A 15,462-nucleotide genomic window follows, 5' to 3' on the forward strand; every position below is an offset into this window, starting at 1 on the left:
CCCTCCCCGCGGTCCGCACCGATTCCGTCCCGCTCCACCCCGTACCGAACGAAGGGTCACGGCACAGACGATGGCACCGAAGACGAACGCGGCCGGCGACGGCAGCGGCCTGGTCGAGATGGCCTGGGATCCGATCACCCGGATCGTGGGCAGCCTCGGCATCCACACGAAGATCGACTTCAAGCAGAAGCGCGTCGCCGAGTGCTACAGCACCTCGTCGGTCTTCCGCGGCTACAGCGTCTTCATGCGAGGCAAGGACCCCCGCGACGCGCACTTCATCACCAGCCGCATCTGCGGCATCTGCGGGGACAACCACGCCACCTGCTCCGTCTACACGCAGAACATGGCCTACGGGGTCAAGCCGCCGCACCTCGCCGAGTGGATCATCAACCTCGGCGAGTCGGCGGAGTACATGTTCGACCACAACATCTTCCAGGAGAACCTGGTCGGGGTCGACTACTGCGAGAAGATGGTCCGCGAGACCAACCCCGGCGTCCTCGAACTCGCCGAGCGCACCGAGGCCCCGCACGCCGGCGACCACGGCTACCGCACCATCGCCGACATCATGCGCTCCCTCAACCCCATCGAGGGCGAGTTCTACCGCGAGGCCCTCCAGGTCAGCCGGTACACCCGCGAGATGTTCTGCCTGATGGAGGGCCGCCACGTGCACCCCTCCACCCTCTACCCGGGCGGCGTCGGCACCATCGCCTCCGTCCAGCTGTTCACCGACTACATGAGCCGCCTCATGCGGTACTGCGAGTTCATGAAGCGGGTCGTCCCGCTCCACGACGACCTGTTCGACTTCTTCTACGAGGCCCTTCCCGGCTACGAGGAGGTCGGACGGCGGCGCGTGCTGCTGGGCTGCTGGGGCGCCCTCAACGATCCGGAGTACTGCGACTTCACGTACGCCAACATGACCGACTGGGGACGGAAGATGTTCGTCACCCCGGGCGTCGTCGTGGACGGCAAGCTGGTCACCAACGACCTCACCGAGATCAACCTCGGCATCCGCATCCTGCTCGGCAGCTCGTACTACGACGACTGGGAGGGCCGCGAGCAGTTCGTCACCCACGACCCGCTCGGCAACCCCGTCGACCCCCGCCACCCCTGGAACCAGCACACCATCCCCGCCCCGCAGAAGCGCAACTTCGACGACAAGTACAGCTGGGTGATGTCCCCCCGCTGGTTCGACGGCAAGGACCACCTGCCGCTCGACACCGGCGGCGGCCCCCTCGCCCGCCTGTGGTCCACCGCCCTGTCCGGGCTCGTCGACGTCGGCTACGTCAAGGCCACCGGCCACAGCGTGATCATCACCCTGCCGCGCACCATGACCAAGCCGGAGACCACCTTCGAGTGGAAGATCCCGAAGTGGTCCAACGCGCTGGAACGCAACCGCGCCCGCACCTACTTCCAGGCCTACGCCGCCGGCATCGCCCTGCACTGCGCCGAGCAGGGCCTGGCCGAGGTCCGCGCCGGACGCACCCAGACCTGGGAGAAGTTCGAGGTCCCGGACCAGTCCATCGGCTGCGGCTTCACCGAGGCCGTCCGCGGCGTCCTCTCCCACCACATGGTCATCCGCGACGGGAAGATCGCCAACTACCACCCGTACCCGCCCACCCCGTGGAACGCCAGCACCCGCGACACCTTCGGCACCCCGGGCCCCTACGAGGACGCCGTGCAGAACACGCCGATCTTCGAGGAGAACGCCCCGGAGAACTTCAAGGGCATCGACATCATGCGCGCCGTGCGCAGCTTCGACCCCTGTCTGCCCTGCGGGGTCCACATGTACGTCGGCGGCGGCAAGACCGTGAAGACCATGCACGTCCCCACCGGCCTGAGCGGACTCGGCGGATGAGCGCCGCCGCCGACGCCCGGCAGGCGGGCGCACGCGTCGAGGAGGTGCTCGACGGGCTGGCCGCCTCCGGCGACCGCGCCGCCTGCGCGGCCGCCGAGGAACTCGTCCGCGTCCTCATGGAGTTCTACGGGGCCGGCCTCGCCCGGATCACCGAGCGGCTCGGCGCCGGGGCCCTGGCCCCGCTGCTGGACGACGACCTCGTGGCGAGCCTGCTCACCCTGCACGGCCTGCACCCCGAGGACGTCGACACCCGCATCGAGCGGGCCCTGCGCAGCGCCGGCACCCCCGCCCGGCCCCTGGGCTTCGACGCCGCCACCGGGGTCCTGCGGCTGCGCACCACCCCCGCCGAGTCCTCCGGCTGCGGCTGCGGCTCAGGCGACCCCACCCGCGCGGCCCTGGAGGACGCCCTCGCCTGCTTCGCCCCCGAGGTGACCGGCGTCGACATCGAGACGCCCGCACCCCCACCGCCCCTGCTCCAGATCGGCACCCGCCCGCACACCCCGGCCCGGGTGCCGTGACGGGCCCCCGCCCCCGGGGGCTGCGCCGCTTCACCGGCCCCCGCCCGCCCCGCCCCGAGAGCTGCGAACTCTGCGGGACCCCCGTACCCCCGGACGGCCACCGCCACCTGGTGGAGACCGAGAAGCGGGCCCTGGTGTGCGCCTGCACCGCCTGCGCCCTCCTCTTCGACCGGCCGGGCACCCGCACCGGCCGGTACCGGGCCGTCCCCGACCGCTATCTCGCCGACCCCGGCCACGAGCTGGACGACGCGGCCTGGGAACGGCTGAGGATCCCCGTCGGCGTGGCCTTCCTCTTCCGCAACGCCGCCCTCGGCCGCCTCGTCGCCCTCTACCCGAGCCCCGCCGGAGCCACCGAGAGCGAACTCGACCCCGACACCTGGCAGTCCGTCCTCGGCGCCGGCCGGCTCGCGGGCCTCCTCGAACCCGACGTGGAGGCCCTGCTGCTGCACCACACGCCCGGCCGCACCACCTGCCACCTGGTCCCCATCGACCTCTGCTACGAACTCGTCGGCAGGATGCGGCTGCTCTGGCGCGGCTTCGACGGCGGCGCCGAGGCCCGCGCCGCCCTCGACACCCTCTTCGCCCACGTCGAGGCCCGCGCCCGGATCCTCGCGGAGGCCGGCCCCTCATGACGGACCTCACCTTCACCTGCACCGGGGTTCGCGCCGACCCCTACGCCGCCGGGCCCACCCTCGTCCTGCGGCTGCGCATCACCGCGGCGGCCCCCGACACCCGGGTCCACGCCCTCGCCCTGCGCTGCCAGATCCGCATCGAACCGGCCCGGCGCGGCTACGGCCCCGAGGAGGCCGAAGCCCTCGCCGACCTGTTCGGCGACCGCTCCCGCTGGGGGAGCACCCTGAGGCCCGTGCAGTTCGCCCAGGTCGGCGTGATGGTGCCGGGGTTCACCGGGGAGACCGAGACCGACCTCGTCGTCCCCTGCACCTACGACATGGACATCGCCTGCGCCCGCTACTTCAACGCCCTCCAGGACGGCGAAGTCCCCCTGCTGCTGCTCTTCTCCGGCACCGCCTTCACCGGCGCCGGCGGCTTCCGCGTCGAACCCGTCCCCTGGGACCGCGAGGCCGTCTGCCGGATGCCCGTCGCCGTCTGGCAGGAGATGGTCGAACAGCACTTCCCCGGCTGCGGATGGCTGCGGCTGCCCCGCGACACCATGGCCGAACTGCTCGCCTACCGCTCCCGCCACGCCCTGGCCTCCTGGGAGACCACCCTGCGCGCCCTGCTGGCCGCCGCCGAACCCGCCCCGCCGCCGCTCCCGCTGCCCGGCACGCCCGCACCCCGCGTCACCGAGAGGGCCGCCCCATGACCACGACGGCCTCCACCACCACCGCCCACCGCTCCGGCCGCCGCTTCGAGACGGCCCGCCAGGTGGCCGACGCCGTCCTCTTCGAGGGCTACGTCCTCTACCCCTACCGGGCCTCCGCCGCCAAGAACCGGATGCGCTGGCAGTTCGGCGTCCTCGTGCCGCCCGCATGGGCCCCCGCCCAGGGCGAGCACAGCCTCCAGCGCACCGAGATCCTGATGGAACCGCGCGGCGCCGCCACCCTCTCCCTCGAACTGCGCTTCCTGCACGCCCAGCGCCGGACCGTGCAAGAGGCCCACGACGACGGCACGTTCACCGACACCGCAGGCCTCCACCTGCCCGACCGGGTCCTGGTCCCCTGGGACGAGGGCACCGAGGAGCGGGTCGAACTGCGCGTGGCCGTCCCCGAACTGACGCAGAAGGAGATCGTCCTCCCCTTCACCCGCCCCGCCCGCGAGGACACCGAACCGGTGCTCGACGACCGCGGCCGGACCGTCGGCCGCCTGGTCCGGCGCACCCAGGAGGTCGAGGGCGTGGTACGCCTGCACGCGGAGGAACTGGAAGGACCCTACCGGGTCCTGAAACTCACCGCCGTGGTCGAGAACACCAGCCCCTGGACCCCCGACGGCCCCGCCGCCCGCGAGGAGGCCCTGCCCCGCTCGCTGGTCGCCGCCCACCTCCTGCTGGGCCTCGCCCCGGGCTCCTTCCTGTCCATGACCGACCCGCCCGAATGGGCCCGGTCCGCCGTCGCCGCCTGCGCGAACCTCCACACCTGGCCGGTCCTGGCCGGCGAGGACGGCCGCGCCGACGTGGTCCTCTCCTCCCCGATCATCCTGGAGGACCACCCCGCCATCGCCCCCGAGAGCGCCGGGGCGATGTACGACGCCACCGAGATCGACGAGATCCTCGCCCTGCGCACCGCCGCCCTCACCGACGAGGAGAAGCGCGAGGCACGCGGCACGGACGCGCGCGCCGCGGCCGTCGTCGACCTGGCCGACACCCTGCCGCCCGAGGTACTGGAACGGCTCCACGGGGCGGTGCGCTCCCTGCGCGGCGCCACCGGGGGGACGGCGCCCGGGGAGCCCCCGCCGGACGCCCTCTTCACCCCGGACACCCCCTGGTGGGACCCGGCCGGCACCGCCCCCGCCGAACCCGCGCCCGAGCGGGTCCTGGTCGACGGCACACCCGTCGGCCCCGGCAGTCGCGTGACGCTCCGCCCCGGCCTGCGGCGCACCGACGCCCAGGACCTCTTCCTCCAGGGCCGCACCGCACGCGTGGAGGAGGTCCTGCACGACGTCGACGGGGGAGTGCACCTGGCCGTGACCGTGGAGGGCGACCCGGGCGCCGACATCCGCCGCGAACAGGGCCGCTTCCTGTACTTCCAGCCCGACGAGGTGACCGCCCTGGAGGAGCCGTGAGCGGCCGGGTCCTGATCGCCGGCATCGGCAACGTCTTCCTCGGCGACGACGGCTTCGGCGTCGAGACGGTGCGGGCCCTGTCCGCGCACGCCCTGCCCGGCCACGTGGAGGTGGCCGACTTCGGCGTGCGCGGGGTGCACCTGGCCTACCAGCTCCTCGACGGCTACGACACCCTCGTCCTGGTCGACGCCACCCAACGCGGCGGCGACCCGGGCACCCTGTACCTGATCGAGGAGCCCGGCTCCGCCCCGGCGGGCGCCGGCCGCCCCGTCCTGGACGGCCACCACATGACCCCCGACGCCGTCCTCGGCCTGCTGGGCACCCTGTGCGCCGGCACCGGTTCCCGCCCGCCCCGGCGCACGTACGTCATCGGCTGCGAACCCGCCCTCCTGGAGGAGGGCATCGGGCTGAGCGCCCCCGTGGCCGCCGCGGTGCCGGAGGCCGTACGGATGCTCCTGGACCTCCTGCAGGCCCAGGAGGCGGAGCCCGGGCCGGACCCAAGCAACCGGTGCGAACTGAGGAGAACCCCATGAAGAAGGCCTTCGTCTGCGGAGCCGTCGCCCTGGCCGTGGCCGCCGTACTCGCGCAGACCTTCCCCGACATCAAGCGCTACCTGCGGATCCGCCGCATGTGACCCCGCGCGTCCGAACGGAGGACGGGGCGGGCGGCGCGTCGGCGCGCCCGCCCCGCCCGCTGCGGTCCCGCCGCTGTAATGGGGCCCGGCAGGACGGAGTCCGATGCACGAGATGTCGATCGCCATGGCCGTCGTGGACCAGGTGGCGGAGGCGGCCCCAGCCGGAGCGGCACGCTCCGTGAGCCGGGTGGAGCTGGAGATCGGGGAACTGGCCGGTGTCGTCCCCGACGCCCTGGCCTTCTCCTTCGAACTGGCCTGCACCGGCACCCCCCTCGAAGGCGCCGAACTCGTCACCCACCGCGTGGCGGCCCGCGCCCGCTGCGCTTCCTGCACGGGCGAGTGGGCCGTCGGCATGCCCCCCGACCTGACCTGCCCCCGCTGCGCGAAGGCCACTCCCGTGGAGCTCCTCTCGGGGCGCGAACTGCGGATCCTGCGCGTGGTATGGGACGACGCCCTCGAACCGATCCCCGAGGAGGCCTGACCGTGTGCCGAGAGGCCGACCTGCGACGAGCGGTGCTCGCGAAGAACGACGGGGCCGCGCAGGCCCTGCGCGCCGAACTCACCGCCCGCGGAACGACCGTGGTCAACCTGCTCTCCAGCCCCGGGAGCGGGAAGACGGCCCTGCTGGAACGCGAGTTGACGCTGGCCCGGGAACGGGGCGTGTCCGTGGCCGCCCTGACGGCCGACCTGGCGACGGAGAACGACGCGACCCGGCTGGCCCGTTCGGGCGTCCCCGTCCAACAGGTCCTCACCGACGGCCTGTGCCACCTCGAAGCGCACATGCTGGGCCGTTACCTGGACGGCTGGCTCCCCGAGGACACCCGCCTCCTGTTCGTCGAGAACGTCGGCAACCTCGTCTGCCCGGCCTCCTACGACCTGGGCGAGTCCCTGCGCGTGGTCCTGGCCTCGGTGACGGAGGGCGAGGACAAGCCCCTGAAGTACCCGACCGCCTTCGGCCCGGCCCAGCTGGTGGTCATCACCAAGACCGACATCGCGGAGGCCGTCGGCTTCGACGAGGCCGCCTTCCGCGCGAACGTCCAGCAGGTCAACCCCGGCGTGCGGATCCTGCGCACCTCCGCCCGCTCGCTGGAGGGCACGGGCCTCCTCCTGGACCACGCCCTGGCCATCGCGGGGGGCACCCGCGCCCACAACCCGGTGATGTCCCGCCACGCACACCCCCACACCCACACCCACGAACCCCACCACGACCACACCCATGACCACGACCACGGCCACGGACCGGCGCAGCCGCCGGAAACGGTTCGGGGCCGGCCCGGGGACGGCCCCGCGGGATCCCCGCCCGCGGTCCACCCGGCACCGGCCCCCGCGGGCACGGCCGGGCTCCACTGATGGAGGCCGCGGAACGCCGCCGCGTCACCGTCCGCGGCGTGGTCCAGGGCGTCGGATTCCGCCCGTACGTCTACACCCGCGCCACCACCCTCGGCCTGGCCGGCCACGTCACCAACACCCCCGAAGGCGTGGTCGCCGAGGTCGAGGGCCCCCGGTCTGCGGTGGCGGCGTTCTGCGACCGGCTCGCCGCCGACGCCCCGCCCCTGGCGGTCGTCGACACCGTCGACCACCGCCCCCTCCCGGCCACCGGCGGCGCCGGTTTCACCATCATCGCCTCCCGCACCGGCGGTCCGCCCCGCACCCTGGTCTCCCCGGACACCGCCACCTGCGCCGACTGTCTCGCCGAACTCGCGGACCCGGCCGACCGCCGCCACCGCCACCCCTTCATCACCTGCACCCACTGCGGACCCCGCTTCACCATCGTCACCGGGCTGCCCTACGACCGCGCCCACACCACCATGGCCGGCTTCCCGATGTGCCCCGACTGCGCCCGCGAGTACAGCGACCCCGCCGACCGCCGCTTCCACGCCCAGCCCGTCGCCTGCCCGGCCTGCGGCCCCCGCCTGCGGCTGCTCACCGGCCGCCCGCCCCGCGCCGCCACCACCGCCGACCCCGTCGCACGGGCCCGCCGGCTGCTGGCCGAAGGCGCCGTCCTCGCCGTGAAGGGCCTCGGCGGCTACCACCTGGCCTGCGACGCCGCAAACGCCGAAGCCGTGGCCGGACTGCGCCGCCGCAAGGAACGCGGGGACAAACCCTTCGCCCTGATGGCCCGCGGCCTCGACGACATCGAGCGCATCGCCGAACTCGGCCCCGGCGAACGGGAACTGCTCACCGGATCCGTCCGCCCCATCGTCCTGCTCCGCCGCCGGGCCGCCACCGCCCCGGAGCTCACCGACGCCGTCGCCCCCGGCAGCCCCGACCTCGGCGTGATGCTCCCCTACACCCCCCTGCACCACCTGCTGCTCGGCCTGCCCGGCGACCCGCCCGGACCCCGCCTGCTCGTCATGACCAGCGGCAACCTCTCCGGTGAACCCATCGTCACCGACGACGACGAGGCCCTGGAACGCCTCGCCCACCTCGCCGACGCCTGGCTCACCCACGACCGCCCGATCCACGTCCCCTGCGACGACTCCGTCGTCCGCCTCTGCGACGGACAACCCCTGCTCCTGCGGCGCTCGCGCGGCTACGCCCCCCTGCCGCTCACCCTCCCCCTGACCGTCCCCGCCACCCTCGCCGCCGGCGGCGACCTGAAGAACGCCCTCTGCCTCGGCGAAGGCGGGCGCGCCTGGCTCTCCGCCCACATCGGCGACATGGACGACCTCGCCACCCAGGACGCCTTCGCCCACGCCCAGCGCCAGCTGTCCGCCCTCACCGGGGTCGCCCCCGCCCTGCTCGCCGCCGACCGGCACCCCGGCTACCGCTCCGGCCGCTGGACCCGCGACCACGCGGCGGGCCGCCCGCTGGTCCCCGTCCAGCACCACCACGCCCACATCGCCTCCGCCCTGGCCGAACACGGCCACGACGGCGGCAGCCGGGTGATCGGCGTCGCCTTCGACGGCACCGGCTACGGCGACGACGGCGCCGTCTGGGGCGGGGAGGTCCTCCTCGCGGACTACCGCGGCTACACCCGCTTCGCCCACCTCGCCTACGTCCCGCTGCCCGGCGGCGACGCGGCCGTGCGCCGCCCGTACCGCATGGCCCTGTCCCACCTGCGCGCCGCCGGCCTCGCCCGGACCCCGGACCTGCCCTGCACCGCCGCCTGCCCGCCCGGTGAACTGCGGGTACTGGAAACCCAGCTGGAGCGCGGACTGAACTGCGCGCCCACCTCCAGCATGGGCCGGCTCTTCGACGCCGTCTCCTCCCTCGCCGGGATCTGCCAGCAGGCCGGCTACGAGGCCCAGGCCGCCGTCGAACTGGAGGCCGCAGCCCTCCAGGCGCCACCCGACCGCGGCGCGTACGCCTTCGGCCTGCGCCTGCCGCCGCCCGGCGCGACGGCCCCCGTGACCGCCGACCCGGCGCCCGTCCTGGCCGCCGCGGTGGCCGACGTACGGGCGGGCACGCCCCGCCCGCTGATCGCCGCCCGTTTCCACGCGGCGGTCGCCGCCCTGGTCGCCGACCTCTGCGTGCTGGCCCGCGCCGGACACGGCCTGGAGACCGTCGCCCTGACCGGCGGGGTCTTCTGTAACACCCTCCTGTCCTCCGCGTGCGCCCGGACGCTGCGCGCGCGGGGGTTCACCGTCCTGCGCCAGCACCGGGTGCCGCCCAACGACGGCGGCCTGGCGCTCGGCCAGCTCATGGTGGCGGCAGCCACCGCCACGCCACACCCACCACAAGGAGACGCCCATGTGCCTGGCGGTACCCGGCAGAGTGCTTGAGATCGGGGAGAGGGACGGCACCCGCATGGCCACCGTCGACTTCGGCGGCGTACAGAAGGAGGTGTGCCTGGAGTACCTTCCGGACCTCCGGGTGGGGGAGTACGCCATCGTGCACGTGGGCTTCGCCCTCCAGCGGCTCGACGAGGAGTCGGCCCGCAAGACCCTCGGCCTGTTCGCCGAACTCGGCATGCTCCAGGAGGAGTTCGGCGACCCGTGGGAGCAGGCGGCCCGGTTCGGCGACGAGGAGGGCCCCTTCGGGGAGGACGACGGCGAAGGCCGCCCGGCCGAGGCGGCGGCGACGCGGAAGGAAGTGGGGCAGTGAAGTACATCGAGGAATTCCAGGACCCCGCCCTGGCCCGCAGGCTGCTCGACGACATCCGTGCCACGGTCACCCGCCCCTGGGCGCTGATGGAGGTCTGCGGCGGGCAGACCCACACCATCATCCGGCACGGCATCGACCAGCTCCTGCCCGACGAGGTCGAGCTGATCCACGGACCCGGCTGCCCGGTGTGCGTCACCCCGCTCGAGGTCATCGACAAGGCCCTGGAGATCGCCTCCCGCCCCGGGGTGATCTTCTGCTCCTTCGGGGACATGCTCCGCGTCCCCGGAACCGGCCGCGACCTCTTCCAGGTCCGCGGCGAGGGCGGCGACGTACGGGTGGTGTACTCGCCCCTCGACGCCCTCAAGACCGCCCGGCAGAACCCCGACCGCGAGGTCGTCTTCTTCGGCATCGGCTTCGAGACCACGGCCCCGCCCAACGCCATGACGGTGTACCAGGCCAGGAAACTCGGCATCACCAACTTCAGCCTGCTCGTCTCCCACGTCCGGGTCCCCCCGGCCATCGAGGCGATCATGCGCTCGCCCAGCTGCCGGGTCCAGGGCTTCCTCGCCGCCGGACACGTGTGCAGCGTCATGGGCACCGCCGAGTACCCGGAGCTGGCGGACCGCCACCGCGTCCCGATCGTCGTCACCGGCTTCGAACCCCTGGACATCCTCGAAGGCGTACGACGCGCCGTACGGCAGCTGGAACGCGGCGAGCACACCGTCGAGAACGCCTACCCGCGCGCCGTCCGCCCCGAGGGCAACCCGGCCGCCCTCGCCATGCTCGCGGACGTCTTCGAGGTCACCGACCGCGCCTGGCGCGGCATCGGGACCATCCCGGACAGCGGCTGGCGGCTGTCCGAACGGTTCCGCGAGTACGACGCCGAACACCGCTTCCGCGTCACCGGCATCACCACCCGCGAGCCGGCCGCCTGCCGCAGCGGCGAGGTGCTCCAGGGGCTGATCAAACCGCACGAGTGCGAGGCCTTCGGCACCCTGTGCACCCCGCGCAGCCCGCTCGGCGCCACCATGGTCTCCAGCGAGGGCGCCTGCGCCGCCTACTACCTCTACCGGCGGCTCGACCTGGGGCCCGGCCCCGCCCGGCCCGCCACCACCCCGGACCGGCCCACCGTCCCGACCGCCCCGCTGGAGGCGAGCCCCGTTGCCTGAGACCGCACTCGACATCACGGGCTGGACCTGCCCGGCCCCCCTGCGCGACCGGCCCCGCGTGGTGATGGGCCACGGCGGCGGCGGAGCCCTGTCGGCGGAGCTGGTCCAGCACCTGTTCGCCCCCGCCTTCGGCGGCGAGGCCCTGGCCCGGCTCGGCGACTGCGCGGCGCTGCGCGTGGGCGGGCTCCGCCTGGCCTTCTCCACCGACTCCTACGTGGTGCGCCCGCTGTTCTTCCCGGGCGGGAGCATCGGCGGCCTCGCCGTCAACGGCACCGTCAACGACCTCGCCATGGGCGGTGCCCAGGCCGCCTACCTCTCCTGCGGGTTCATCCTCGAAGAAGGCGTGGAGATGGCCACCGTCGCCCGGGTCGCCGAGGACATGGGCGCCGCCGCGCGGGCCGCCGGCGTGGAGGTGGCCACCGGCGACACCAAGGTCGTCGAGATGGGCCACGGGGACGGCGTCTACGTCAACACCGCCGGGATCGGACTGATCCCGGACGGGGTCGACCTGCGCCCGCAGCGCGTCGTACCGGGCGACGTGGTGATCGTCAGCGGTGAGATCGGCCTGCACGGGGTCGCGATCATGAGCGTCCGGGAGGGGCTGGAGTTCGGCGTCGACATCGAGAGCGACTGCGCGGCCCTGGGCGGTCTCGTCCGCGCGATGCTCGCCGTCACCCCCGACCTGCACGTCCTGCGCGACCCCACCCGCGGCGGGCTCGCCGCCGCCCTGAACGAGATCGCGGCCGCCTCCGGCACCGGCGTCGTGCTGCACGAGGGACGCGTCCCGGTCCCGGAGGCCGTGGCGAACGCCTGCGCCATCCTCGGGCTCGACCCGCTCTACGTCGCCAACGAGGGCAAGCTGGTCGCCTTCGTCCCCCGTGAGCACGCCGAAGCCGTCCTCGACGCCATGCGCGCCCACCCGCTGGGCCGGCACGCGGCGGTGATCGGCGAGGCCGTCGAGGCCCACCCGGGCCTGGTCGTGGCGCGCACCGGCCTCGGCGGCACCCGTGTCGTGGACCTGCCGCTGGGGGAGCAGCTGCCCCGCATCTGCTGACCGGGACCCGCTGCCCGCCCGGCTACTTCGCCGGGCGGGCGTCGTCCGGCCAGCCGTACCCGGTGCGCGGCGGGTCGGGCACGGCCCCCACCGCCGCCAGGTCGCGGTCGGCGGCACGCATCAGCCGGGCGGACAGGTCGCGCATCGCCCGGCTCGCGGCCAGCTCGTCGCCGATCGCGGGCACGTCCACGTCCTGCGGATTGCACCGGGCCCGGCCGCTGCCCGTGATCGTGGTCCTGCCGTTGTCCAGCACGGCCCGGGCCCTGGTGGTGCCGTCCTCCTCCACGAGGTAGAGGTCCACCCTCCACTCCTCGGCGTGTGTCATGTCCTGCCTCCTCGCCGTGGCCGGGCCCCGTTCCCAGGATCCCCCCGCGCGCGCCGCACGCAAAGCCCGCGCCCGCCGGAATTCCACCACCGGCCGACGCGGGAAGGGCTCGTGCCCCCGGCCGGATCCGGTACGGCGGCCGCGGCCCGGACACCGTCCGGGCGTCAGGCGGCGGTCCAGCCGCCGTCCATCGGCAGCGAGGCACCGGTGACGTGCGCGGTGTGCGGGCCGCACAGCCACACGGCGACCGCCGCCACCTCCTCGGGCTCGATCAGCCGCTTGATGGCCGAGCCGCGCAACAGCACCTCCTCGACGACCCGTTCGGCGGGGATGCCGTGCGCCTCGGCCTGGGCGGCGATCTGCCGCTCCACCAGCGGGGTGCGGACGTAGCCGGGGCTGACGCAGTTGCTCGTCACCCCGTGCGGGGCGCCTTCCAGGGCGGTGACCTTGCTCAGGCCCTCCAGCCCGTGCTTGGCCGCCACGTAGGCGGACTTGAAGGCGCTGGCCCGCAGTCCGTGCACGCTGGAGATGTTGACCACCCGCCCCCAGCCGCGCCCGTACATGTGCGGCAGCACCCGGCGCAGCAGCAGGAACGGGGCGTGCACCATCACCCGCTGGATCAGCTCGAACCGCTCGGGTGGGAACTCCTCGATGGCGGCGACGTGTTGCAGACCCGCGCTGTTGACCAGGATGTCCACGGCGGGCGGGAGGCCGTCGATGGCGGCGGGGTCGGCGAGGTCGGCCGTGTGGGCCGTCCCGCCGACGGCCGCGGCCACGGCCTTCGCCGCGTCTGCGTCCACGTCCACGACGTGCACGAACGCCCCGGCGTCGGCCAGGGCCACGGCGCAGGCGCGCCCGATGCCGCTGCCGCCGCCGGTCACCAGGGCCACCCGGCCCGCGGGGCCGGGCCCCATGGGGCCGCCGCCGTCCGCCGGGGCGGGCACGCCGGCGCCGGACGCGATGCTGGAAGATCCGCTCGTCATGTACCGAACGGTAGGGACCCCCGCCGCCGTCTGCCGATGTGTGCCGCCCCCACACTCCGCCCGCCGCCCATGGCGGGAACCGACAGGGGTGGAGCGGGTGCGCGGGTCAACCGCGAGGGGTGAAGCCCGGTTAGTGGGTGCGCCAGCCCGGCAGTCCGCCCGACGGGGGCCGGCCCGCCATCACCTGGGCGAGGTGGCGGAGGATCTCCTCCGCCTCACGGCGGACCTGACCCGGCACATCGCCTCGCTCGCGTACGAGCCGGTCGTAGATCGGCGCTTCACTGCTGGTGCTGCTCACTTAGGACGTCGCTCCCCTGAAGCCGGCACCGGCGGCCGGGCGGCACAAGTGTAGGTGGCGGAATCCCGGCACCCGAACACAGGTCGGTACGGGTGCCGGGGCAAAGGCCCGAACAGGGGGCAAAGCGGAACTCAGGAGCAGACGGTCCCGTCCGCCGGAGCGGTGCCGTCGACGAGGAACGCGTCGACCGCCTTGGTCGCGCAGGCGTCCTTGCCGTAGACCCCGTGCCCCTCGCCCTTCACCGTCAGGCTGACGCCGACGCCCCGGCCGAGCGCGTCGGCCATCCGCTTCGCGCCCTCGACCGGGGTGGCCGGGTCGCCGGTGTTGCCGATGACGAGGATCGGGGCCGCGCCCTCGGCGGCCACCTGCGGCTTGTCGGACGTGCCGCGCACCGGCCAGTCGGTGCAGACGAGCAGGCCCTTGGCCATGGACGGCCCGAAGACCGGGGAGGCCGAGCGGAAGGCGGGCTCCTGGGCCCGCATCTCCGGCACCGTGTAGCGGCGGCTGGTGTCGGCGCAGCCGATCGCGGTGTGCGCGGCGTCGGTGTTGTCGTAGTGGCCGTCCGCGCCGCGCCCGCTGTAGGCGTCGGCGATGGCGAGCAGGTTGTTCCCGGTGCCGCGCTGTTGCAGCTCGGCCAGGCTCTGGACGAGGTAGTCCCAGGTCCGCTTGTCGTAGAGGCTGGCGGCGATGCCGGTGAGCGCGAGGTCGGAGGTGAGCTTGCGGCCGCTCTTGGTGGGGGCGGGCTCCGTCTCCAGCTTCTTCAGCAGCTCGCCGATCCGGCGGTTGCCCTCGTCGGTGCCGGCGCCCGTGGGGCACTTGGCGGCGTACTTCTCGCGGCAGAACTCCATGGCGTGCTCCAGCGCCTGCTGGAACCCCCTGGCCTGGCCGAGGCTCGCCTGGAGCTCGTCGGAGGTGGGGTCGACCACGGCGTCGAACACGGTGCGGCCGACGTTCTTCGGGAACAGGTGGGCGTAGACGCCGCCCAGCTGGGTGCCGTAGGAGATGCCGAAGTAGTTCAGCTTCGCGTCGCCGAGCACCTGCCGCATCAGGTCCATGTCCCGTGCGGTGTCGGCCGTGCCGACGTGGGGGAGGAGCTTCGCCGAGTTGCGCCGGCAGGCCTCGGTGTACGTGCGGACGGGGGCGAGGGGGTCGTCGCCGGAGGGTGCGGGCCCCGCGTCCAGGGCCTTGTCGTCCAGACAGAGGACGGGGGCGGTGTTGCCCACGCCGCGCGGGTCGAAGCTCACCAGGTCGTAGACGGCGCCCAGCTTCTCGTAGTGGTCCGCCGCGTGCGGGAGGGTCTTGACGCCGGAGGCGCCGGGGCCGCCGAAGTTGTAGACCAGCGAGCCAAGACGCTTGCCCGCGTCGGTGGCCTTCTTGCGGATCAGCGCCACGTCCAGGGTCTCGCCGTCGGGCTTGGCGTAGTCCAGGGGCGCCTTCATCGTCGCGCACTCCCAGTCCCCGCCCGGGGCCTTGCCGCCGCCCTGCGCCGCCGAGGGCGCCGGGCACGGGGCCCAGACCGGCCGCTGCCCGGTCAGGGCGGCGGGCAGCGCCGCCGGCGCGGTGGGGGCGGGGGCGCTGGCGGAGGCCGAGGGCTTCATCGCCGCCGGGGCCTTGGCGCCGCCGTCGCAGGCCGCCAGGACGGGGACCGCCAGCAGCGCGGCGGCGGCCACGACGGCCGTCCGTACGGGGCGGCGTATGGGGTGGGGCATGCGGGAGCTCCTGGGGGCGCGGGCGTTGCGGTGCCTTCGGGTAAACGGGTGGCAAACTATCCGATCGCGTCGCGGCCGCATCGCCCGGGGGTGGGCCGAGCCGGCGGGGGAGGAGCACGGGCGGGACCGCA

17 protein-coding genes are annotated in these 15,462 nt (G+C 74.2%); 13 read left to right on the top strand and 4 right to left on the bottom strand.

From position 1 onward, the window contains the following. The first annotated feature begins 70 nt into the window (after positions 1–70). From BX286_RS32665 to hypE, 13 genes are all read left to right on the top strand, one after another. On the top strand, positions 71–1,855 hold the full coding sequence (locus tag BX286_RS32665; RefSeq protein ID WP_079423683.1) for a nickel-dependent hydrogenase large subunit: 1,785 nt from the start codon (positions 71–73) through the stop codon (positions 1,853–1,855). After that, positions 1,852–2,373, top strand: coding sequence for a hypothetical protein (locus tag BX286_RS32670; RefSeq protein ID WP_100864639.1), 522 nt, complete (start codon positions 1,852–1,854; stop codon positions 2,371–2,373). Before BX286_RS32665 ends, BX286_RS32670 begins: the two co-directional genes overlap by 4 nt. Then, complete coding sequence (locus tag BX286_RS32675) at positions 2,370–3,005, top strand: DUF5947 family protein (RefSeq protein WP_100864638.1); 636 nt, start codon at positions 2,370–2,372, stop codon at positions 3,003–3,005. Before BX286_RS32670 ends, BX286_RS32675 begins: the two co-directional genes overlap by 4 nt. Then, complete coding sequence (locus BX286_RS32680; RefSeq protein ID WP_121017277.1) at positions 3,002–3,697, top strand: DUF6084 family protein; 696 nt, start codon at positions 3,002–3,004, stop codon at positions 3,695–3,697. Before BX286_RS32675 ends, BX286_RS32680 begins: the two co-directional genes overlap by 4 nt. Further along, positions 3,694–5,112: a hypothetical protein gene (locus tag BX286_RS32685; RefSeq protein ID WP_121017279.1), complete on the top strand. Its 1,419-nt coding sequence runs from the start codon at positions 3,694–3,696 to the stop codon at positions 5,110–5,112. The genes BX286_RS32680 and BX286_RS32685 overlap by 4 nt, the downstream gene beginning before the upstream one ends. Then, positions 5,109–5,645, top strand: a complete 537-nt coding sequence (locus tag BX286_RS32690; protein WP_107438212.1) for a hydrogenase maturation protease — start codon at positions 5,109–5,111, stop codon at positions 5,643–5,645. The genes BX286_RS32685 and BX286_RS32690 overlap by 4 nt, the downstream gene beginning before the upstream one ends. After that, positions 5,642–5,746 carry a DUF6893 family small protein gene (locus BX286_RS38140; protein ID WP_398898854.1) on the top strand — a complete coding sequence of 35 codons (105 nt, stop codon included), beginning with the start codon at positions 5,642–5,644 and terminating at the stop codon, positions 5,744–5,746. Before BX286_RS32690 ends, BX286_RS38140 begins: the two co-directional genes overlap by 4 nt. A 103-nt stretch (positions 5,747–5,849) precedes the next feature. After that, on the top strand, positions 5,850–6,227 hold the full coding sequence (locus BX286_RS32695; protein WP_079423675.1) for a hydrogenase maturation nickel metallochaperone HypA: 378 nt from the start codon (positions 5,850–5,852) through the stop codon (positions 6,225–6,227). Between the two features lie 2 nt (positions 6,228–6,229). Next, positions 6,230–7,096, top strand: coding sequence for a hydrogenase nickel incorporation protein HypB (gene hypB / locus BX286_RS32700; protein ID WP_079423673.1), 867 nt, complete (start codon positions 6,230–6,232; stop codon positions 7,094–7,096). Then, a complete protein-coding gene (hypF, locus tag BX286_RS32705) occupies positions 7,096–9,471 on the top strand; it encodes a carbamoyltransferase HypF (RefSeq protein ID WP_121017281.1) in 2,376 nt (791 codons plus the stop codon). The genes hypB and hypF overlap by 1 nt, the downstream gene beginning before the upstream one ends. Further along, positions 9,440–9,793: a HypC/HybG/HupF family hydrogenase formation chaperone gene (locus BX286_RS32710; protein ID WP_079423669.1), complete on the top strand. Its 354-nt coding sequence runs from the start codon at positions 9,440–9,442 to the stop codon at positions 9,791–9,793. The genes hypF and BX286_RS32710 overlap by 32 nt, the downstream gene beginning before the upstream one ends. Continuing rightward, positions 9,790–10,962 (top strand): hydrogenase formation protein HypD, encoded by a 1,173-nt coding sequence (hypD, locus tag BX286_RS32715; protein ID WP_121017283.1) that lies wholly within the window; start codon positions 9,790–9,792, stop codon positions 10,960–10,962. The genes BX286_RS32710 and hypD overlap by 4 nt, the downstream gene beginning before the upstream one ends. After that, positions 10,955–12,016 (top strand): hydrogenase expression/formation protein HypE, encoded by a 1,062-nt coding sequence (gene hypE, locus BX286_RS32720; RefSeq protein WP_121017284.1) that lies wholly within the window; start codon positions 10,955–10,957, stop codon positions 12,014–12,016. Before hypD ends, hypE begins: the two co-directional genes overlap by 8 nt. Before the next feature lie 22 nt (positions 12,017–12,038). On the opposite strand, the gene BX286_RS32725 is transcribed toward hypE, so the two are convergent. The 4 genes from BX286_RS32725 to BX286_RS32735 form a co-directional block, all read right to left on the bottom strand. Further along, complete coding sequence (locus tag BX286_RS32725) at positions 12,039–12,341, bottom strand: DUF1876 domain-containing protein (protein ID WP_079423663.1); 303 nt, start codon at positions 12,339–12,341, stop codon at positions 12,039–12,041. Positions 12,342–12,505: 164 nt separating this feature from the next. Then, positions 12,506–13,255 (bottom strand): 3-hydroxybutyrate dehydrogenase, encoded by a 750-nt coding sequence (locus BX286_RS32730; RefSeq protein WP_260338135.1) that lies wholly within the window; start codon positions 13,253–13,255, stop codon positions 12,506–12,508. Between the two features lie 199 nt (positions 13,256–13,454). Further along, entirely contained in the window at positions 13,455–13,622 is a 168-nt protein-coding gene (locus tag BX286_RS36830; RefSeq protein ID WP_167747563.1) for a hypothetical protein, read from the bottom strand. 131 nt (positions 13,623–13,753) lie between these two features. Then, positions 13,754–15,331, bottom strand: coding sequence for an alpha/beta hydrolase (locus tag BX286_RS32735; protein ID WP_121017286.1), 1,578 nt, complete (start codon positions 15,329–15,331; stop codon positions 13,754–13,756). Positions 15,332–15,462: the final 131 nt, after the last annotated feature.

It is taken from the genome of Streptomyces sp. 3211.6, assembly GCF_003634815.1.
Lineage (GTDB): Bacteria > Actinomycetota > Actinomycetes > Streptomycetales > Streptomycetaceae > Streptomyces > Streptomyces katrae_A.